16 protein-coding genes are annotated in these 19,107 nt (G+C 66.6%); 11 read left to right on the top strand and 5 right to left on the bottom strand.

Translation table 11 applies throughout. The annotated features are described in order from the left end of the window. From FMP39_RS03970 to FMP39_RS03955, 3 genes are all read right to left on the bottom strand, one after another. Positions 1–849 carry a cell wall anchor protein gene (locus tag FMP39_RS03970; protein WP_228557636.1) on the bottom strand — a complete coding sequence of 283 codons (849 nt, stop codon included), beginning with the start codon at positions 847–849 and terminating at the stop codon, positions 1–3. Positions 850–1,508: 659 nt separating this feature from the next. Beyond that, positions 1,509–1,862, bottom strand: coding sequence for a VOC family protein (locus FMP39_RS03960; RefSeq protein WP_141588673.1), 354 nt, complete (start codon positions 1,860–1,862; stop codon positions 1,509–1,511). Between the two features lie 169 nt (positions 1,863–2,031). Further along, positions 2,032–2,856, bottom strand: a complete 825-nt coding sequence (locus FMP39_RS03955) for an AraC family transcriptional regulator (RefSeq protein WP_228557635.1) — start codon at positions 2,854–2,856, stop codon at positions 2,032–2,034. 308 nt (positions 2,857–3,164) lie between these two features. On the opposite strand from FMP39_RS03955, the gene FMP39_RS03950 reads away from it, so the two are divergent. Next, positions 3,165–3,764: a hypothetical protein gene (locus FMP39_RS03950; protein WP_141588671.1), complete on the top strand. Its 600-nt coding sequence runs from the start codon at positions 3,165–3,167 to the stop codon at positions 3,762–3,764. 145 nt (positions 3,765–3,909) lie between these two features. On the opposite strand, the gene FMP39_RS03945 is transcribed toward FMP39_RS03950, so the two are convergent. Continuing rightward, a complete protein-coding gene (locus FMP39_RS03945; protein ID WP_228557634.1) occupies positions 3,910–5,406 on the bottom strand; it encodes a S28 family serine protease in 1,497 nt (498 codons plus the stop codon). A gap of 538 nt (positions 5,407–5,944) precedes the next feature. Between FMP39_RS03945 and FMP39_RS03940 the strand changes: the two genes are divergently transcribed. Continuing rightward, positions 5,945–6,301 (top strand): hypothetical protein, encoded by a 357-nt coding sequence (locus FMP39_RS03940; RefSeq protein WP_228557633.1) that lies wholly within the window; start codon positions 5,945–5,947, stop codon positions 6,299–6,301. 86 nt (positions 6,302–6,387) lie between these two features. Here the strand turns inward: FMP39_RS03940 and FMP39_RS03935 are convergent, their stop codons facing one another. After that, positions 6,388–7,284: a LysR substrate-binding domain-containing protein gene (locus FMP39_RS03935; protein WP_141588670.1), complete on the bottom strand. Its 897-nt coding sequence runs from the start codon at positions 7,282–7,284 to the stop codon at positions 6,388–6,390. 121 nt (positions 7,285–7,405) lie between these two features. Between FMP39_RS03935 and FMP39_RS03930 the strand changes: the two genes are divergently transcribed. The 9 genes from FMP39_RS03930 (at position 7,406) to FMP39_RS03885 (ending at position 19,020) form a co-directional block, all read left to right on the top strand. Next, positions 7,406–7,822 carry an ankyrin repeat domain-containing protein gene (locus tag FMP39_RS03930; RefSeq protein WP_228557632.1) on the top strand — a complete coding sequence of 139 codons (417 nt, stop codon included), beginning with the start codon at positions 7,406–7,408 and terminating at the stop codon, positions 7,820–7,822. Next, entirely contained in the window at positions 7,822–8,283 is a 462-nt protein-coding gene (locus FMP39_RS03925; RefSeq protein ID WP_141588669.1) for a nucleoside deaminase, read from the top strand. The genes FMP39_RS03930 and FMP39_RS03925 overlap by 1 nt, the downstream gene beginning before the upstream one ends. 405 nt (positions 8,284–8,688) lie before the next feature. Next, positions 8,689–9,240 (top strand): TetR/AcrR family transcriptional regulator, encoded by a 552-nt coding sequence (locus tag FMP39_RS03915; protein ID WP_194858229.1) that lies wholly within the window; start codon positions 8,689–8,691, stop codon positions 9,238–9,240. Continuing rightward, complete coding sequence (locus FMP39_RS03910; RefSeq protein ID WP_141588666.1) at positions 9,237–10,406, top strand: DUF418 domain-containing protein; 1,170 nt, start codon at positions 9,237–9,239, stop codon at positions 10,404–10,406. Before FMP39_RS03915 ends, FMP39_RS03910 begins: the two co-directional genes overlap by 4 nt. Positions 10,407–10,895: 489 nt before the next feature. After that, positions 10,896–11,153, top strand: a complete 258-nt coding sequence (locus FMP39_RS03905) for a YjhX family toxin (protein WP_141588665.1) — start codon at positions 10,896–10,898, stop codon at positions 11,151–11,153. A gap of 709 nt (positions 11,154–11,862) precedes the next feature. After that, positions 11,863–13,773, top strand: coding sequence for an ATP-binding protein (locus FMP39_RS03900; RefSeq protein ID WP_141588664.1), 1,911 nt, complete (start codon positions 11,863–11,865; stop codon positions 13,771–13,773). Continuing rightward, positions 13,770–14,384, top strand: a complete 615-nt coding sequence (locus FMP39_RS03895) for a response regulator transcription factor (RefSeq protein ID WP_141588663.1) — start codon at positions 13,770–13,772, stop codon at positions 14,382–14,384. Before FMP39_RS03900 ends, FMP39_RS03895 begins: the two co-directional genes overlap by 4 nt. Before the next feature lie 179 nt (positions 14,385–14,563). Then, positions 14,564–16,396: a kelch repeat-containing protein gene (locus tag FMP39_RS03890; RefSeq protein ID WP_194858228.1), complete on the top strand. Its 1,833-nt coding sequence runs from the start codon at positions 14,564–14,566 to the stop codon at positions 16,394–16,396. Positions 16,397–16,674: 278 nt separating this feature from the next. Further along, a complete protein-coding gene (locus FMP39_RS03885) occupies positions 16,675–19,020 on the top strand; it encodes a hypothetical protein (RefSeq protein ID WP_141588660.1) in 2,346 nt (781 codons plus the stop codon). Positions 19,021–19,107 lie beyond the last annotated feature (87 nt).

Genomic DNA, 19,107 nt, shown 5'->3' with positions numbered 1-19,107 from the left:
CTAGAAGAAGCTTCCGACGAGGTCGGAGACAGTAGAGAAGGCCGCGCCGACCTGACTCACCACCGGGATGTTCGTGGCCGCGAGCACGGAGCCTGCGGCGGTTGTCCACGCTGTTATCTTCTTGCCTGGGCTGGCGTCCTTGGAGTTGGACGTCGCGATGGCTGTGGCGATGTCGAAGGCGGCGACGGCGACGTTCGCGCCTGGCACGAATCGTCCCGCTACCTTGGCCAGCTTTCCGCCTGCGGCCTTGGCGCCTTTCTCGATGGCCGCGTCGAACGCGCTGTCCGCGGTCTTCTCGGCGCCTGTCTTGATCCCCTGGTTGAGCCGCTTCTGTGCCTTGTTGTTGCTTTCGCCGTGCGCCTCGGCGGCGATGTCCGTCGTGGAGGACCGACTGGCCTTCTTGAGCGCTTCGAACTTCTCAGCGGTGCCCACATCCCCGGCGTCCGCATGGTTGAACGCCTTGATGGAGAGGTTGTGAGCAATCTTGAGCCGCCCCTTGAGGCCCAGGTCCGGGGCGGCGGCCTTGAGGGCCAAGTTGGCAGCCCGGGTCGCGCTCCCGTACTTCTCGAGGTCTCGTGCTGTCTCGAGCCCCGCCTTCAGAGTTTCGGTGGAGGTCTTGCCCGCACTGGCGAGCGCATCCAGGGCTTCGCTGCGCTCCTGGGGATTGCTGCTCGACAGCCCCCCGGTGGCGAGGGCCTTGTAGGCATCACTCACCTTTTCATCGACGAGGGTGTAGGCGCCGACGCCGCCTTTGATGGCCGTGTTGGCCTTGCCCAGCCTCCCTAGGCCATTGTCCAGGTCCTTTGGGTTCTTGCCGCCCTCGATGGACTTGACGAAGTTGTCCTTCACGCCCTCCTTCATGGTCTTCGCGAGACCGTGCCCCGCGCTTCGGTTGTCCTTCCAGGTCTGGACTCGGTCCTTGCCATCCTGGAGCTGCTGGCGGGCTGTTACCTTCGTGTCCAGCGCTTTGGGATACGTCTCCCAGTTCTCGAGACCCTTCGACTCCTGCTCCTCTTTCTTTGGGGCCGCGGGAGCTGGCTGTGTCTGGGGCTTGTCGTTCTTGGGCTCATGCCCGGGGACGTAGGGCCCCATTTGCACCCGAGGGGGCGTCGTCCCGGGGCTCGTGGGCTTGAAGGAGTCCTTGGGCGGCTGTGTCGCCGCCGGGACGGGCTTCTGTGTGGCCGGCGCGCGCTTCGACTTGGGCGGCTGTAGGGGCGCGGGCGGAGGCTTGACGGGCGGCGGCTTCGGCGGGTCTCGGCGGACAGGGGGCGGCGGCATGTGGAGATTCCTCTCTTCGCTTCGCGATGGGCGTGGACGGCATCGAGCCATCCGCCAGCCGGCGGATGGCTGCCCATGTGTTCGAGGAGAAAGAGGGGAGGTGCCTACCGGCGTCCCAAAAATCTCGGCTCAGGAGGCTCTCCAGCACGAGTCGGTTGTGCGTGAGCCGTGGCGGCAGGTTCCGCCGTGCTCGTAGCCAGCACCGCGTGCGGCTCGAAGCCCCGCATGGCTCAACGTTGATGAATGAGCAGGTTCACCAGCCGTCCGAAGGGGTCGCGCACGAAGAATCTGCGCACGCCCCAGGGCTCGTCAGCCGGTCCATACTCTATCGGGATTCCCGCCTTCTTCACCCGAGTGAGGGCCGCATCGAGGTCGTCGACCTCGATGGAAATGTCTGGCACTGGTGCGCCTGAGCCCCCTTGCGACATGAAGCTAATCTGCACAGTCATCGTTTCGCTTGAGCCGTAGGTTTCAATCCACCCCATGTCCATCAGGACGTCGAGCCCGAGGACGTCCCGGTAGAATCGCTTGGCGGCGGCTGGCGTCGTCGCGCCCACATTGGTGACGATACGTAGGACCTTCACGACTGCCCCTCCTTGTCGTGCTTCGATGGGACCCTCTGCTTGCGAGGCGCTTCTCCCGTGAGCGCTTCCGTCTGGTTGCCGAGATGCCACATGTGGCTGAACAGGTCGCGCACGCGACCCTCGCGCTTGCCGTACGGTCGGTCCTCAAGGGGACGCGGTTGGACTTCGGTCAGGGTTTCGTTTGGGGACATTGGCGCAATGTGCCCCGGGGCGGCCCGCCTCGTATTGAAGGAAATTGCCGCTCGTCGAGAGGTACGTGGTTCCGGGCCTCATCCGACCGAGGGCGATACGCGACGGGAGTGGCTCCCGAGAATGCCCTGAACTCGCGGACCAGATGGGCCTGGTCCGAAAACCCGTGCTCACCGGCCAGGGTGGCCCAGGTCAGCTCCCCTCCGGTCGATTCGAGCACGCGCTGGAACCTGGCGATGCGCGCGAAGAGCTTGGGCTTGATGCCGACATGTACTTGAAACCGCTCAATGAGCCGGCGCGGCGAAAGGCCGAGTCGAACTCCTACAGCCCGGACGCTCGCGCCGCCCATCAACAGCGAGCACGCGACCGCCACTGCTTCGTCGCGAGGCGTCGACGAGCGTGCCCGTGCGAGCAGCGCCGCCTCGAGCACGTCGAGCCGGGCCGCGGGAGTGGGGGCTTGCAGCAGGCGCTCACGAAGGAGGGGGCCGTCACGCCCCCAGATTTCGTAGAGGTCGATGAGCTTCCCGGTAAGCTCGGAGGCCGGCACGCCTAGAAATGGCGACGCACTCGCGGGGGCGAAGCTCACCCCGCAGATGGAGCGCTGGGAGGCAGTGTCGACGACTCTCGGTGCGGCGTGGGCGCCCTGAATCGCTACACCACGAGTCTTGTGTGCAAGGCGGCCATCGAGTCTGTAGTCCCGGAACGCGTCCTCATGAAGATTGACGAGGAGCTGCATACGGCCAGACGGCAGCATGCGCTCGAAGCCGTGGGCGAGCTGCCCGTCGTATGTCCAGAGGGATTCCACGAGAGGAGCCAGAGTGGGGCTCCGAGGCTGACGCGCGAGAATCATGGCAGCGCGACGGTAACAGAGCCGGGATGCACCTACTGCGACGGATGCGGAGTCCACCTGGTGCTGAGCCAGCCCCGACACGCTGCCGCCGGGCACCTCTGTGTCGGAGAGCTTCCGCAGCTTCTCCGCGGCCCATCAACGGCGCCGCCGTCCCGGGGGGCTGCAACAATGTTGGTCGATTTCACGCAACGGTGTCGCACGGCCTGTCTCTTCCAGTCAGTAGGGGGGCATGGGGGCTCCCTGAGGACTCCTGGGAGGACGACATGAAGGCGGCGACACGGTACCTGGTGCTTCTGTCCATGCTGGTGGTGGGGTGTGGCGACTCAAGCGAAGGGGAGGGGGACGGAGGCGGAGGCGGAGGCGGAGGCGGCTCGGACTCCGCGCTCAAGTGTGACACCGTGAGTTGGTGCAGCACGTGGGATGCGGACGGCGCGGAGGTGACGGATGCTCCCCCGCTGAACGGGGGGAAGCTGAGCGACGGCCTCTATCGCAGGGAGAGCGGTTCCAGCTATCCGTTTGCCATGCTCATCAAGGGGAAGTCCGTCCTCCTGATTGAGGCGGACTTGAGGAACGATCTGGGGACTTGGAAGGTGGAGAACGACCGTCTGGTCATGACCATCACGAGCCGCTGCTCAAACACCGAGAATGAAACCGCGAACGAATCCTGGACCTGGGAGCACGCCTTCGCGGTCAAGAACGGCGTTCTCTATACGAAGGATTTGACCTGGGAGAGGCCCGTCGTCGCCTGGCGCAAGGTCGAGTCGCTGTGTGAGGAGTCCGCCTCGTTCAAGTGCATGGTGAGCAACTGCGCCTGTGAGTTCAAGACGAACACGTCCCTCCTGGGCCAGAAGAGTTGCTTCTGAGCGCGGGCGTCACGGGCCTGGAGTGAGGGTAGAGCCCCCCATCACGGAGGGGCTCCGCCATGGGGCCTCCTGAAGCACGGGGTCCGCTGTCGTGAGGTTCAGTTCCCTGGCGCCCACCGTGAGGGGTGGGCATCACCGGCGGGCCCTAGGGGCTTGGAGTGACTCCGCCATCGTCCTGCGGTTGGACGCGTCGCTGAAGGTGGCCTCGTGGTACCCATGACGCAGCGCGCTTCGAAGTCGCCGCCTCGGTCGCGTGCTCGAGTGCCTGCGCGCGAACCTCCGCGGAGGGAACGCTCATCCCCATCCACGTGAAGAGGCGCTCCAGGACGAGGGCCCGCTCGGGCTCGGCAAGGCCGCCGATGCTCGCACCGTGGTTGCCCTCCGGAGCGAAGAAGCGGAACGAGTCGTTGCCCTCGCGCACGGAAAATGCCGTGGCGGAATACGGGTCATTCTCCCCGTAGATGAAGAGCATCCGCTTGCCGTGGTTGCGGACCCAGTGCTCCACCCGCAGCATGGCCCTCATGTCGAACGGCTCCGTCACAGGGAAGCTCACGTACACGTCGGGCGTGTTCTCCCCTGGGTAGCGCAGAAGCCCTCGCAGATGATTCGCGGGGTAGCGCGACCAGCCCAACTGCGTCGCGGCTTGGTAGTAGGCGTACTCGAAGGGGGCGATGAATCGGTCCGAGTAAGTGAAGGCAACGCCGACGACATCGTCCAGGAAGGCGAATGTCTCCGCCGCCGGCGCGCCGGGGGCGGGAATGCTCGCGCAAGCGGACGCGGTGCCGTACTGCCAGAAGTAGAAGGATGCCTCGACGGCGGAGAACTCCAGCGCGCGGTCCGGACCGCCCACGACGGTGAAGCCGGTGTTCCACTTCATACCTAGCGCGTCCACGAAGGGCAGCAGCTCCCCGCGGCGTAGCAGCACGTCCTGCTGGAAGGCCTCCAGCTTCGCGCGGCAGTCCGCATCCCCCAGCTTCGCGAGGAAGTGGACGTAGCGCACGTCGCGCAGCCCATGGTTGCTGGGCGCGACATACGGCAGGGTGGCGTCCACGTCATCCGGGTAGAAATAGCGGTGATACACGGCCGTCACGCCGCCCTTGCTGCCTCCGGTGGAGAGCCAGCGCGCGGGGTACAGGGGTTTGAAGGCCAGGACGGCGCGGTGGCTGTCGCTCGCGGCCTGGTAGATGGTGAGCAGCCGCGTATCCCGGGATGCCGGCACGGATGTCCCCATGAAGCGGTGCTCCACGGAGAGCTGGTTGGCACCGAGCAAGGCGGTGGGCTCGGCCTGCCAGGGCCTGGGCGCCAGCATGTAGCCCTCGGTGGAGAGCACCATGGGCGCGTCCACCGAGCGGTGAAGGAGCGTCATCCGGAGCTGGAAGCGCTCTCCGTGAGGACGCTCGTGGTCTGCGGGCTGCTCGAGCTGTAGCAGGAAGAAGCGCGTGCCCGGAAAGGGCGAGGGCTGCTCGAGGACAACGCTGAGCCCGGGAATGGACTGGAGCCGGGCGAGGATGTCCTCTGGCTCCGCCGCGGTCTCGAGGGCGACCACAGACTGCTCCGAGGAGGCAGGCTCTGTGAGGGATGGGTCCCCACACGCCAGCAGCACCATGGCCAGCAGCAAGGTGGGCCTGTGTGTCTTTGTCATGGGATACACCTGGAGCCTTCGAGGTGCCGGTCAAACGCATGCCAGGCACCGCCATATCGGACATGCGGGACACCAGCGGAGGAGTCCCGAGCACGAAGCCCGCCGCGCCCCCAACCCGGGAAGGTGGCGTCAATGAAGCATCAGTAGTTCCACGCGGTGCAGTCGGTCGTCGTGCGCGTGACGAACTCCGCCAGCGTGCGCATGTTCCTGACGAACGCGCTCGTATCGAGACGCCTCAACGGTGAACTTCGTCGGAAGACAGCACGTTATTGGCAACACTCCCGATTGGAGATGAGCCCACACCTCAGTGGAAGCGCATGCGTGGAGACGCCTTCGCCGAGAAAGCTGGGATATGACGCAGTGCCCGAAAATCTCCAACGCAAGGCGTTAGGAATAGGTGCCTATTGAATTGTCAGAAAAAGGTCGCTCCAGGAGCCACCCAGACTTCGGATGCATTGGCAGGAATCAAATCCTGTCGTAAACTGGTATAGCCGGATTTGCCGGCTTGGTATGTGCGCCCCCTCATTGGAGTACACCCATGCGTTTGATTGCATCCATCCTCGCTGCGACTGCCCTTCTCGTTGGCTGTGGAGGCGAGGAGCAAGCTCCGGAGACCCTGCAGGAGGTGCCAGTGGCGACCGCGCCGCAGAAGGATGGCGAGGGCACGGTGACTGCGATGGCGGGCCCGTACTACTACGCGCAGACGTGGGACAACGGGAAGCGGCTCACGGTCTGTGCTGTCGACCTGACGGTGCACCGCCCCAACGGCTCGACCTGTACGCTGACTCGCGGGAAGACCTTCACCGTGTATAGCGGCGGCAGCGAGTGGGTTTCCGGCCACGCCTGGGGCGACTGTGGCGTGGACGGCCAGGTGCAGAACGGCTGGTTCTGCTGAGACCGGTCGTCCCGGGGCCCGCGTGTGGCGCTTCGCCTTGCGCGGGCCTCGGTCCCTATCAGAATCCACGCGCATGACGGCGGCCTTCACCCTGTCCCTAGGCAAACACGAGCCGCAGCTTCTGCACGCTGGGTGCAAAGGTCGGACAGTTCGTCGCGCAGGGTACGGCCGACGGCGCCGAGATTCGAACGGGCGTAGAGGGCAAGCTCGAGCCCGTCTACGGCAGGAAAGCCATCCTTCTCGCCCAGTACGCGGTGGCCGGACTGCACGCTACTCGCAGGTAACAGACTGACGCCGAGTCCAGCGCTCACCGCCGCGCAGAGGCTCGCGAGGCTGGCACTCGAGTAGCCAATCCGCCACGCACGCCCGCGACTCTCCAACGCGTGGATCATGTCCTGCCGATAGAGTGCCCCCACGGGGAACGCCACCAGCGGCAGAGCATCCGTTCCACCCTGGTGCCTTGCCGTCACCGGCTGCGTCGCGCTGTCGATCCAGCACAGGGACTCCGCCCAGCGCCCCTGGGCGTCGCTGTCGGCGCCCCATTGCTTGACCAGCAGCAGGTCGAGCTCGCCGTTGCGGTAGAGGCGCAAGAGGTGGTGGCTCAACCCACACTCGACCTCTAGACGCAGGCGCGGTCGCTCGGCTGCGAAGCGCGTCAGCAGCGGCATCAGCGCTTCGCCCCCGAGATCCTCGGGCAGGCCTAATCGCAACACACCGCCGCTGCCGCTGGGGTTCAACTCGACGGTCGCTTCCTCGGCCAGGCGAAGGATCCGCTGCGCATAGCCAAGCAGGCGCTCCCCCTCTTCCGTGGGCACTACGTGACGCTGGCTGCGGTTCAGCAGCCGGCAACCCAGGCTCTGCTCAAGGCGGATGAGCTGCTGGCTGACGGTCGATTGGGTCAGGTGCAGGCGTTCGCCGGCCCGGGTGAAATTTCCCGTTTCGGCGACCGCGACGAAGCTTCGCAGCAAGAAGAGATCGAGCATGCGGGGGTCTCCACGAAGAGCTCTCGGTCGAACTATTCAGAACTCCACTATGGGGCATTCTAGTATTTTGTTTTCATATGAAATGGCCGGGGATTAGCGCACCTCGCCAGGAGGTGAAGTCGTGCCCCTGGCGAACATCTGGAGGGTGATGCTCATGACGCTGTTCACGATGGCCTGCGCAGCTTCTGCGGGAGCGGGGAACGGCGGCTCTCCCGAGGCGCTCTTTCAGGCCGCGGAAAAGGGCGATGCGGCGGCGGTCTCCGAGCTGCTGCGCCAGGGGGCGGTCGTAGACGCCCGGGACTCCGCGGGCAACACGTCGCTCTTGCTGGCGACCAATCGCCTGGGCTGGACTGGACTGCTCGAGGCGATCCTGCTCAGCGACGGCGGGCCACGTCACCAGGCGATCGTACGCCTCCTGATTGACGGCGGTGCCGACGTCAACCTGGCGGACGGAAACGGCGTCACGCCGCTCCAACACGCCCGCGAGCGCAAACAAGACGCGATTGCCAAGATGCTCGTAGCCGCTGGAGGTCGCTGATGGAGCCGTCCGCCGAAGAATTCATGCGCGAGGCCATCGCCTTGGCTCGCACCAACGTCAAGTCCGGTGGCCGTCCGTTCGGGGCCTTGCTCGTGCGCGACGGTCGGGTGATCGCGCGCGCGGTCAACGAGGTCAATCAGACGAAGGATCCCACCGCCCACGCCGAGCTTCTGGCCATTCGCAGAGCGAGCCAGAGCCTCGGTAGCGCCAGCCTGAGCGGCTGCGTCGTCTATGCCAGTGGTCATCCCTGCCCGATGTGTCTGGCCGCCATGCACCTGTGCGGAATCCAGGGCGCCTATTTCGCTTACTCCAACGAGGAGGGCGAAGCCTTCGGCCTCTCCACTGCGTCGCTCTACGCGCAGTTGGCCCGCGGGCCCCAAGCCCAGTCCCTCGCCTTGCGGCCTCTGCGCCCGGCGGACGAGCATGGACTATACGACGAGTGGAAGCGCCATCAGGAATGACTGATAGGGAACCCCACCAGGCGCACTGAGCTGCTCCCCAATTTTCGGACCCGTCGAAGAGTGAGAGCGTCCTCGCGGCCAGGAGGTAGGTCGGTCGAGAGGAAGCACAGGCTTATCGAGGAGCAGATGGTCCGCACTCTGCGGGAGGCGGAGACCCCTGGTCCCAGCGTGGTGGTGGCGGCGCTCAAAGCTACGCGCCGGTGTCTTCGCCCGCCTGGTCGCAACGCGGGATGCAGACTCGATGCCCCCATGAAGCAGCGACCGAATTTTGGGTAGGCACAGGAGCGTGCGCGGGCCCGAGGTTTGCTTTACGTCTTGGGTGAGACTAAAGTGTCTCATGTGGAACGAAAAAGAATCAGTGCAACTCCGCCTGTCGTGTCTGGCTCGGATACTCGAGCGAGCATCTTGAGCGCGGCGGCTCGTGCGTTCGCGGTGGACCCCTCCGCGCCACTCGTCGATGTGGCCCGGTCCGCGGGGGTCGGACGGGCGACACTTCACCGGTACTTCGGCTCTCGCGAGGAACTCCTCCGCGAGGCGGGGTTGGACTCGCTGGTGCAGCTCGAACAGGCGTTGAAGGCGCACCGGTTCGAGCGGCAGACTCCCGATGTGGCTCTGGAGTCCTTGGTGGGCGCACTGGCCCCATGGGGCGACAGGCTCCGGTTCCTCCTGGTCGTCTCCGAGCTGAGCCAGGAGCCCTCGCTCAAGGCCGCCGAAGCCCGGGTGGACGAACAAATCATGCGCATCTTGCTGCGCGCCAGGGACGCAGGCGTGCTGCGCCAGGACCTCCCGAGCGCGTGGCTGTTCGCCACCTTCGAGGCGCTTCTGTACGCGGCCTGGACGGCGGTCGCCCAAGGTGACCTCGCCGCGAACGATGCCGCTCGAACGCTTCACGAGACGCTGCTTCACGGCCATGGCACGGGGCACCTCGCTGGCGCCAGGAAGGCGCGCCCACGATGACCCCGAATCCCTCGGAGCGGCTTCAGGGCATTGATATCGCTCGAACCTGCGCCATCTGCGGGATGTTCGTGGTGCACGCGTTCCTCGTCCTGGGGCCTCCCAGTTCGGGTCTATCGGGCTGGGAGCGCATCGTGTTCAACCTGACCGAAGGGCGCGCCGCCGCCACCTTCGTCCTCCTGGCGGGCCTGGGAGTGGGGCAGCTTCTCTCGCGGAGGGAAACCACCGACTCACGCCGCGTGCTGTGGCGTCGAGCCCTCTTCCTGTGGGTGCTGGGAGTTCTCAACCTCATCGTGTGGCCCGGCGACATCTTGCGGCTCTACGGCGTCGCGCTCCTGGCCTCGCCGTGGTTGCACCGCTGGTCATCCAAGGCTCTCTCGGGGCTTGTGGCCGCGCTCATCCTCATCTCTCCGCTCGCGGCCGTCTTCGTGGACTGGGATGCCCGTTGGGATTGGGCAACGCTCACGTACCGGGGCCTTTGGACTCCATCCGGCTTTGCCCTCAACCTGGTGGTTGATGGCTTTCGTCCCTTGCTCCCCTGGTTGGCGTTCTTCGTGCTGGGCCTGCGGCTGGCCCGTCTCGACTGGCGCGACAGGGCCACGCAGTGGCGAATGCTGTGGGCGGGCATCTGTCTGTTCGTTCTGTCGGAGTTCGTCTCTGCGGGGCTGGTGAAGGTCGCGATTCAAAGCGCGATGGGCGAGCGCCTGGGAGCAACCGTCGTAGCGGCGCTCCTCGGCACGCACTCCCTTCCTTCCATGCCGCTGTTCATGCTCTCCGCGCTGGGTATCGCCAGCTTGGTCCTGGGTGGCAGTTTCGTCCTGGGGAACCACGTCCCGCGATGCATTCGGGAGGCGCTGGTGTCCACGGGACGTCTGGCGTTGACCTGGTATCTGGGCCATGTGCTGTTGTTGGTGGGGCTCTCCGTCGCGGGCTACGGCAACCGCCTCTCCGCGCTAGCCGCCATGGGGGTGGCGTTCGCTGGGTTCGCGGGTGTCATCGCGGTGTCGTACTTGCGAGGCGGAGCACCCATGTTGCTGGAGCGAATGCTCCGGCGCTTCTCCACACCGAGCCCAGGCCCCGGTCCTGACAAGGCGGCAGTCGTGCTGCCCGAAGGCGTCACTCCTGCTGCTGATCGGCGGAGAGACGGCGAGATTGCAAACCATGATTAGCTGACGCGCTGTTCGTGGTGTGGCCAATGGGCTGGGGAGCGGACCTGGCCACAGAATTGGCCAGTCACTCTCATGTCTGGAGTAATCGGCCTGCTCACGTTGTACTCCTTCGGTCTTGGATGGATGCCGCGACATCGCAGTGATGTTGCGGTGGGTGGGCCCATAGAGCCTGCAACGCATACGAAGGAGGGGGGCGCCACGCCGCATCAGCGAGCGACAAGCCTCCCGCCGGCTACTGGCATGTTCCTTCTGTAACCGCCCCCCTGAACGCTTACCTCCGAAGTATTCGCCAGGGATGCGGGCCCTGTCACTTGACAACCCACGGTCCCCTCGTTACCACGAGGCAAACCGCTGACGTTCGAGGTTGATGCGCAGGAGGCCTAGATCACCCTGAGGCCCCGCCCACACACTGGGCGGACATCGGCTGCTGAAACAGCCGAAGGGGGCGTCGTGTGCCCCTCTCCCGCATCAAATTGGTAGGATTCCTCCGTGAACGTCTCACGCAAGGAGCTGCGCGTCCTGAACGTGCTGGCTCAGGGCGGGCGTATTCTGAAGCACAAGGATGAGAACGGGAAGTTGACCCATGTGGCGTGTGTCACGCCAGAGGGCTGGCAGTTGTCGCTCTGCACGCTGGAGGTCTTCCAGCAGTTGAAGCGGCGAAAGCTCGTCTCCTCGGTGAAGGGCGGCCCGTACCTCATCACCAGACTGGGGCTTCAAGCGCTCTGCGGAAGTTCAAAGACACGCTAGCGATGAACTCAGAATTGCCTCAAGAGGATGAGGATGCACCCGAGTAACCGTTCAAGGGGAAGGCCCTCGTCGCGGTGTGCAACCCGTGACGGATGCGCACGAAAACCCCGCGACGCTGGATGCGAAGATTGAAAGACGGGTTCGCGAACATCTGCTGGCGCAGCAGTTCTTGGTGAAGGCGGCGGTGGAGCGCGCATTCTCAGCGCTGACTGCCTCGCCAGACATGGCGAGGCAGCGGCGAAGGAGGGGAGTCCGGCGGCAATCTCCTCGGATCCCAGTTCCGAGCAGTCCGACCAGCCTGCGTGCTCGGGAGCGTCAAGGGTCGGCTGCGCCGAAACCTGAACGGTTCTGCGCCCTGGACCCTCCCTTCGCACGCCGGCAAAGAGCAATCGGCCGCAAGCGGCCAGTCCTGAGCGCTCAGGAGTCGCGAGCCGTTTTGCCGACCCGGATGTGGTCCGTTGACCCGGCCCCTGACATTCCTTTCAACAACGCCCTCATAGACCCGCGCGTGCTGCGCCATCCTGCCTGCGTTCGCAGGATGAGATGGGTGTGCCCACACGCAGGCAAGGAGATTGTTACGGCGTGAGGACCCAGTGGCTCATCGTGCGCATCGCCCGCCCGTCATGACGCGCGTCGTGGCGCACTCATGATGCAGAGACCGAATTTTGGGTAGGCACAACGGCGGGTCCTTACGGTCAAAGTGTCCACCATGTCCTGGCGCATCGTCTTTGTCTTCTGCCTCCTGTCGTTGCTGTCCCCCCTGGCGGTGGCCCAGGAGGCGCGTCCGGCTGAAAAGTCCGTGCTCCTGTTCATTCCCGAGGATACGGCGCTGCCGGCCATGGCGACGCTCGTCGCCAGTCTCCGCTCCTCCTTGTGGCAGGCCCAGGGCGGCCCAATCACGCTGGACGTCGAGAGCCTGGATATGGGTTGGGCTCGGGGGGCTGCCTACACACACGCCCTGCACACCTGGTATCTGGCCAAGTACCAGGAGCGCCGGCCGGATGCCCTCATTGCCTTCCGCTCGGACACTATCCAGTTGGCCCTGCAGCTGCGCCGGGAGCTGTGGCCGGATATCCCGATGATTGTCCTCTCCGAGGACGAGCGGCTCTGGGAGCAGCAGCCTCGCCCGGAGCGGGTGGCGGGCCTCTGGCTGCGTTATGACATGCGGGCCACCGCGGAGCTGGCCCTGCAACTGCTGCCCGGCACACGGAGGCTGGCGCTCGTCAACGGCTCCAGTCCCTGGGAACGCGCGCAGCAGGAGCAGATGGTGCGGGAGCTGCAACCGTTGCTGGCGCAGCGGGGGCTGGAGTTCATCGACCTGAGCAACCTGCCGCTGTCCGAGTTGCTCCAGCGCGCGAGGACCCTGCCGGACGACACCACGGTCCTCACCTTCAGCTTCATGACCGATACCAGCGGGAGACCCTTCGTGGGGCGCGAGATCGCACGCATGTTTCTCTCCGCCAGCAACCGGCCCTGCTTCGCCCTCCACGAGAGCGTCCTGGGGCTGGGGTTTGTCGGCGGAGCGCTCGTCAGCTACGAGGCCGTGGGCCAACAGCTGGGCATGCTCACCTCCCGCGTGTTGCGGGGAGCGCAGGAGGAATTCCTCGCGCCCCTGAAGCCGGCATCCGTGGACACGCTGACGGTCGATGCCCGCGCGCTGCGGCGCTGGGACATCCCCCGTGCTCGGGTGCCTCACGGGGTGCGGCTCGCCTTCGACGAGCCCACGCTTTGGGAGCGCTACCGCTGGTGGGTCCTGGGGGCACTGATGTTCAGCGGCCTGCAGGCGCTGGTGGCCGGGGGGCTCGTGGTGGAGCGCCGCCGCCGCATGCGGGCCCAGGCCGAGCTCCTCGAGCGTCAACGCCTGGAGAAGCTCGCGGAGATGGAGGCACGTAGAACCTTGGACCAGTTGGCCCACGTGAGCCGGGTGGCCGCCCTGGGCGAACTGGCCGCCTCACTGGCGCATGAGCTCAACCAGCCCCTGGCCGCGATTCTCAGCAACGCCCAGGCCGCGCGCCGCCTGCTGAACGCCAGCCCCGCGGAGCTGGATGAGATGCGCGAGGCCCTCGGGGACATCATCTTCGACGGCAAGCGCGCGGGCGAAGTCATTCACCGCATGCGCGTGCTGCTCAAGCGGGGGGAGCCAAGGCAGGAGCTCCACTCACTCAATGACCTGGTGTGCGAGGTGGCACGCCTGCTGGTCAACGACATGCACCTGCGCGGCGCGGACCTGCACCTGGCGCTGGCCCCGTCGCTGCCCGCCGTTCAGGGGGACGGAATCCAGCTCCAACAGGTGGTGCTCAACCTGCTCATCAACGCCATGGATGCCATGGCCGATGTCCCCGCGGGCCAGCGCCAGGTGCAGGTTCGCACCGCCTCGCCAGTCCCGGGGCAGGTGGAGCTGAGCGTGCAGGACTCGGGAGGAGGCATCGAGCCGTCGCGGCTGGCCCTCATCTTCGAACCCTTCTACTCCACCAAGGAACACGGGCTGGGTATGGGGCTGTCCATCAGCCGCTCCATCGTCGAGGCGCACGGCGGATGCCTGCAAGCCGAGAGCCCTCCCGGGCAGGGGGCTCTGTTACGGTGTGTGCTTCCAGCGGCTCACACGGAGTCCTCCTCATGACACTAGCCCCCGCCACCATCTTCCTCGTGGACGACGATGCGTCCGTGCTGCGGGGGGTGGGGCGGCTGCTGCGGGCTGCCGGCCATGCCATGAAGCCCTTCGCCTCGCCCTCCGAGTTTCTCGCACAGCTGTCCGGGGACACGCCGGGCTGCGCCGTACTGGACCTGCGGATGCCGGGACTGAACGGGCTGGAGTTGCAGCAGGCCATGGAGTCCAAGGGCTGCCACCTCCCTGTCATCTTCATCTCCGGCCACGGGGATGTGCCGGCCAGCGTCAGGGCCATGAAGGCCGGCGCCGTGGACTTCCTCCTCAAGCCCTTTGACGAGCAACAACTGCTGGGCGCCATCTCCCTGGCCTTGGCGAAGGACGCGGCGGCCCGCGCCGGCCGGGCCGAGACGGCCGCGCTGCATGCGCGTCATGCCGTCCTCACTCCCCGCGAGCGCGAGGTCTGCGCGCTGGTGGCCCAGGGGATGACCAACAAGGAGGTCGCCCAGCGGCTGGGCACCACCGAAAAGACCATCAAGGTGCACCGCTCCCGCGTCATCCAGAAGCTGGACGTGGACTCGGTGGCGGAGTTGGTGCGGTTCGTGGACCGGTTGGGCCAGGGCTGAGCCGGCGCAGTGTAAGCACTTGGTCCAATATCCATGCGATAGCACTGTGAGTAGAGGTGGCCGAGCTGACGTGCTCCGGCACCTCCTCTGGCTGCTGGCCGTCTGGGCTTTTCCCCACCATGAACCCAGAGCCACTTCGCATGAAAAACCGACCGTTCTTGCTTCTTGCCTTCTGTTGGATGTTGGCAGTCATGGGGTGCGATGAGCGTCCGTCTCCATCCCCCTCAGACGACTTCTCCATCCGTGTCGTCCTCGCGGAGGCCACCCTCTCCGCGGGAATGACGACCATCGCGAAGGCCCAGCGGGTCTATGACGATGGCCGCGTCGTCGACCTCGACGCCTCCACTTCACCGCAATGGACATCGTCCGCTCCTCAAGTGGCCTCCGTCGAACCGCGGCAGGATGGCACTGTCAAAGTGACGGCGCTCAAGCCCGGTAGCGCCATCATCACGGTCAACGCGGACGAAGCCTCGGGCGAGGCAACTGTCAATGTCACCGACGCCCGCCTTCTCTCGCTGCAAGTCTCACCCGCCAATGCCTCCGTGCCCGTTGGCATCACGCAGCAGTTCACCGCCGAGGGCAGCTACAGCGACGGCACCACGGTCGATGTGACGAACAACGCGACGTGGACGACGAGCGACGCCGCCATTGCCACCGTGAGCAGCACGGGCCTGGGCACCGGTGTGGCCGCAGGTGGGCCCGTCGCCATCACCGCCACCCTGGGGGGCGTGAGCGGCACGGCTCAATTCACCATCCTTCCTCCTCCGACCGTACTCACGTCCATCCATCTCACTCCCGCGACGGCTTCGGTGATTGCGGGAGCGTCACAGCAGTTCACCGCCCAGGGCAGCTACAGCGACGGCACCACGGGCGACGTGACGAGCAGCGCGACGTGGACGACGAGTGACACCGCCATTGCCACCGTGAGCGGCACGGGCCTGGTCAGCGGCGTGGCTGGGGGCGGGCCCATCACCATCACCGCCACCCTGGATGGCGTGAGCGGCACGGCTCAACTCCGCGTCACTGGGTGGACGTCCGCGGGGGCCATGTCCACGAGCCGCGACCATCACACCGCCACGGTGCTCGACTCAGGCCAGGTGCTCATCGCGGGGGGGCGCGATGGGACGAATTCCCGGAGCAGTGCGGAGTTGTACGACCCAGCGACCAACACCTGGTCTCCAGTCAGAGCCATGGCCAATGGCCGCTTCGCTCACACCGCCCTGTTGCTCGACTATGGTTACGTGCTCGTCACGGGAGGTGTCGGCGCCCTTGACCTTGCGGAGGTGTATGATCCGGCGAGCAACTCCTGGTTTTTTGCCGGCCGCCTGAGCGGTGGCCGCTACGGTCACACCATGACGCTGCTTCCCTCGGGCCAGGTGCTCGTGACTGGCGGCACCGATGGCACCAACGCTCTCGCCACCGCGGAGTTGTATGATCCGCTCACCAACCGCTGGTTCGCGTCCAGCCCCATGAGCACCGCCCGCTTCGACCACACGGCCACTTTGCTCCCCTCGGGCAAGGTCCTCGTCTCAGGGGGGGCCAGTGGCTCCGGGAGCTTGAGCAGCGCCGAGCTATACGACCCGGACACCGATTCGTGGGCCCCAGCCGCCACCATGGTGACGAGCCATCGCCTTCACACGGCAACGCTGCTCCCCTCTGGCGAGGTGCTCATCTCCGGGGGGCATTCGCTCACCGAGCCCACTTCCTCCGAGCTGTATGACCCAGGCACCAACACCTGGTCCGCGACTGGCTCCATGGTCGAAGGCCGCTCCCGCCACACCGCCACGCTGCTCGATTCGGGCCAGGTGCTCGTCACGGGGGGCGACGGAAGCAGCTATTTCAGCACCGCGGAGTTGTACGACCCAGCCACCTCTTCCTGGTCCGCAACCGCCTCCATGGCCGAGCCCCGCGGCGCTCACACCGCGACGCTGCTGACCTCGGGCAGGGTGCTCGTCGTCGGTGGCGAAGATGGTCTCCACCAACGTGCCACGGCGGAGATGTACCTGCCCTGAGCGCACAGCCGCTCTGAAGGTAGCGTTGAGCCCACGGCTGGGCGCTTACGGCAAGCCGTGGCGCCTGGGACGAGGCGCACGGGGGGGCGTCCTGTGTATCGGTCATCATCCGCTGGAGGTGAATACCGCCGACGTGGCCGGTGATGTCGCGGCTGTGCGGCGCCACCACACCAAGGCTCCGTCGCGCGCTCCCACCTCGGGGTCCCTCCTGTCCGATGTGTGGCGCGGAGCTGACACAATGCCGGGTTCTTCCGCCTCGCTGTAGTAGGTTTGCGTGAATGGTACGCACTTCAAGGCTGGTGTTGCTCGGATTCTTCATCCTCGCCTCCGCCGCGTCCGCCCAGGCTGGCGCCGCGAGGTCCATCGGGGAGGCATCGAAGCGAGTGGAGCGTGCGCGCGCCGACCTCGCGACGGCAGTGCAGCGGATCGAAGTGGAGCCGCCGCGCAACGCCGACCTCGACGCCGCCCTCGCGGCGGTGGAGGCGCTGAAGGTCGCGCTCGACGCCGGAGCGAGCTTCGAGACGGAGGACCTCGAGTACGCGAAGCTGGTCCTGGCTGCGCGCAAGCAGCTCCGGACGCAGCGGGAGTACGTCGACGAGCGCCGGGCCAAGGTCCACATCCACGAGTACCGCCGACGCATCGACGGCGCGCTCGCGCCCCTGAACGAGCGCATGGCGAAGCTCGGCCAGGGTGACCCGGGCTCCAAGGCGATGGATGACGCCCGCGCCGCGGTGGACGCGCTCGTGAAGCTGGCGGAGGAGGGCCGGCCTCTCAAGAGCCAGGACCCGAAGTTCTCCACGTACCTCACCGAGGTCGAGGCGACCCTCGCCCGTCACCGGAAGACGCTCGACGAGCGGTGGCTGCAGCTGTCGGCGCAGAAGCAGCGGGGCCTGCTGGATGAGAGCCGCAAGACCCTGGCGAGCTCGCTCACCGAGGTGGGCAAGGCCTGGTCGGATGAGAAGTTCGCCGCCACCGACAAGGCGGTGGCCGCGCTGCAGAAGCAGCTCGAGGAGGGCAGGCCGCTCGAGGCGCAGGACAAGGCCTATCGCGCGGAGGCGGAGAAGGCCCGCGCCGAGGTCACCCAGGCCAGGCGTCGGATGGATGAGCTCGTGGCGCAGGCGGGTGTCTCGCGGGTCAAGGTGGAACTGGAGCCTGCCCATGAGGAGCTCCGTGCGTCCGCCAAGGCGCTCCGGGTGAAGCGGCCCGCGCCCGAGCAGCTCTCCGAGGCCAAGACCGCGGCGTTCGTCGTCCGGAAGCTGGTGGACAAGTACGAGCCGCAGGCGGCGAGGAGCCAGGCCATTGGCCAGTACCTCGCCGAGGTGAAGAACACGCTCGTCGAGGTGGAGGTGGCGCTCCAGGTCCGCACCCTCGACGCGGCACGCGCCGAGGTCGTCCAGGCGCTGCGGAACGTCGAGAAGCGGTCCGTGACCGCGGAGCAGTTCGAGGAGGCGAAGACGGCGATGGTCGTCCTGGAGAAGACGCTCGAGACGGTCCACGTGAAGAACCCCGCCATCAGCCCGGTCGCCGCCGACGCGCGTCAGCTCCTCAGGGACGGGCGGGCGACGATGGAGCGGCGCCGGTACGAGGTCGACCTGCAGCAGCAGCGCGCGAAGGTGGACGAGGCCCGGAAGAACGCGGTGGCGCTGGTCACCCAGGTCCAGAAGGAGACGCCCTCGGAGGCGCAGCTCCAGGCGGCGGAGAACGCGGTCAAGCAGATTGGCGTGGTGCTGGAGGCGGGGGCCGCCCTCGTCAAGAAGGACCGTGACTACGCCCTGTACGCCAAGGAGTCGAAGGAGCGGATGGCGGAGCTGAACGACCGCATCACCCGGCGGAAGATTGTCCTGGCCGCGGCGGATGCCCGGGTCCAGCTCGCGTCCCGGCTGGCCGCCACGAAGGAGAAGCTCGAGGTCGCCAAGGCCATCTCGGCGACCGACGCCGAGGTCGAGGCGGCCTCGAAGAGCGTGGACGAGATCATGCAGATGTTCGAGACGCACGCGGCGCTGGAGCGGCAGGACGCGAGCTACGCGGCGTCCGCCGAGCGGTCGCGCGCCGACTGGCTGAAGATGGTCGAGGCGCTCGAGTTCGCGAAGCAGGCGAGGGCGCTGCGCCGGCTGACCGGTGAGGCGTTGGACGTCGCCGGCAAGGCGGCGGCATCCGCCGCGTCCTCCGCGGACCTGCGCAAGCGCAGGGCCCTGTACACGAGCGCGGCGGAGAAGCTCAAGGCCTGCCAGGACGAGGGCGCCCGGATGGTGAAGGAGAACGCCGGCCTCGCGGCAGTCGACGTGCTCGTGGACGGGGTCCCCACCCAGCCCCACGACGTGATGGCCCAGTGCGCCCAGAAGGCAGAGGCGCTGCAGGCGCCCCTGAAGCGCGTCGACGTGGAGCTCCGGTTCCAGGAGGGCCAGCGGAAGGCCTACGACGCGGCGAAGGCCCACCTCTCCAAGGGGCGCAAGAAGGAGGCGCTCTCGCAGCTCAACGATTGCATCGCGGAGGGGCGCATCCTCGAGAACCGATACCCCGACTTCAAGGCGCAGAAGTTCGACATCGGCGGCGCCAGCATGAGCATGCTGGAGCTGGTCCAGGTCTGCGCGAAGGAGCGCAAGGCGCTGCAGCCTTCCCCTTGAGCCACCGCTCCAGGGGCCTTCGTTCCGCGTTGAAGGCCGCATGGGCCACCTGGATGCGCGCCTTCCCTACGGCCTGGAAGGCGCGCA

The organism is Myxococcus sp. AB056, from assembly GCF_006547365.1.
Taxonomy (GTDB): Bacteria; Myxococcota; Myxococcia; order Myxococcales; family Myxococcaceae; genus Myxococcus; species Myxococcus virescens.
This window is presented reverse-complemented; position numbering and strand designations above follow the sequence as displayed.

Bases quoted from the DNA above. Each gene is read 5' to 3' on its own strand.
- FMP39_RS03950 (WP_141588671.1), top strand. From the start codon at position 3,165: ATGAAGGCGGCGACACGGTACCTGGTGCTTCTGTCCATGCTGGTGGTG.
- FMP39_RS03890 (WP_194858228.1), top strand. From the start codon at position 14,564: ATGTTGGCAGTCATGGGGTGCGATGAGCGTCCGTCTCCATCCCCCTCA.
- FMP39_RS03895 (WP_141588663.1), top strand. From the start codon at position 13,770: ATGACACTAGCCCCCGCCACCATCTTCCTCGTGGACGACGATGCGTCC.
- FMP39_RS03940 (WP_228557633.1), top strand. From the start codon at position 5,945: ATGCGTTTGATTGCATCCATCCTCGCTGCGACTGCCCTTCTCGTTGGC.
- FMP39_RS03885 (WP_141588660.1), top strand. From the start codon at position 16,675: ATGGTACGCACTTCAAGGCTGGTGTTGCTCGGATTCTTCATCCTCGCC.
- FMP39_RS03910 (WP_141588666.1), top strand. From the start codon at position 9,237: ATGACCCCGAATCCCTCGGAGCGGCTTCAGGGCATTGATATCGCTCGA.
- FMP39_RS03900 (WP_141588664.1), top strand. From the start codon at position 11,863: ATGTCCTGGCGCATCGTCTTTGTCTTCTGCCTCCTGTCGTTGCTGTCC.
- FMP39_RS03925 (WP_141588669.1), top strand. From the start codon at position 7,822: ATGGAGCCGTCCGCCGAAGAATTCATGCGCGAGGCCATCGCCTTGGCT.
- FMP39_RS03935 (WP_141588670.1), bottom strand. From the start codon at position 7,284: ATGCTCGATCTCTTCTTGCTGCGAAGCTTCGTCGCGGTCGCCGAAACG.
- FMP39_RS03945 (WP_228557634.1), bottom strand. From the start codon at position 5,406: ATGACAAAGACACACAGGCCCACCTTGCTGCTGGCCATGGTGCTGCTG.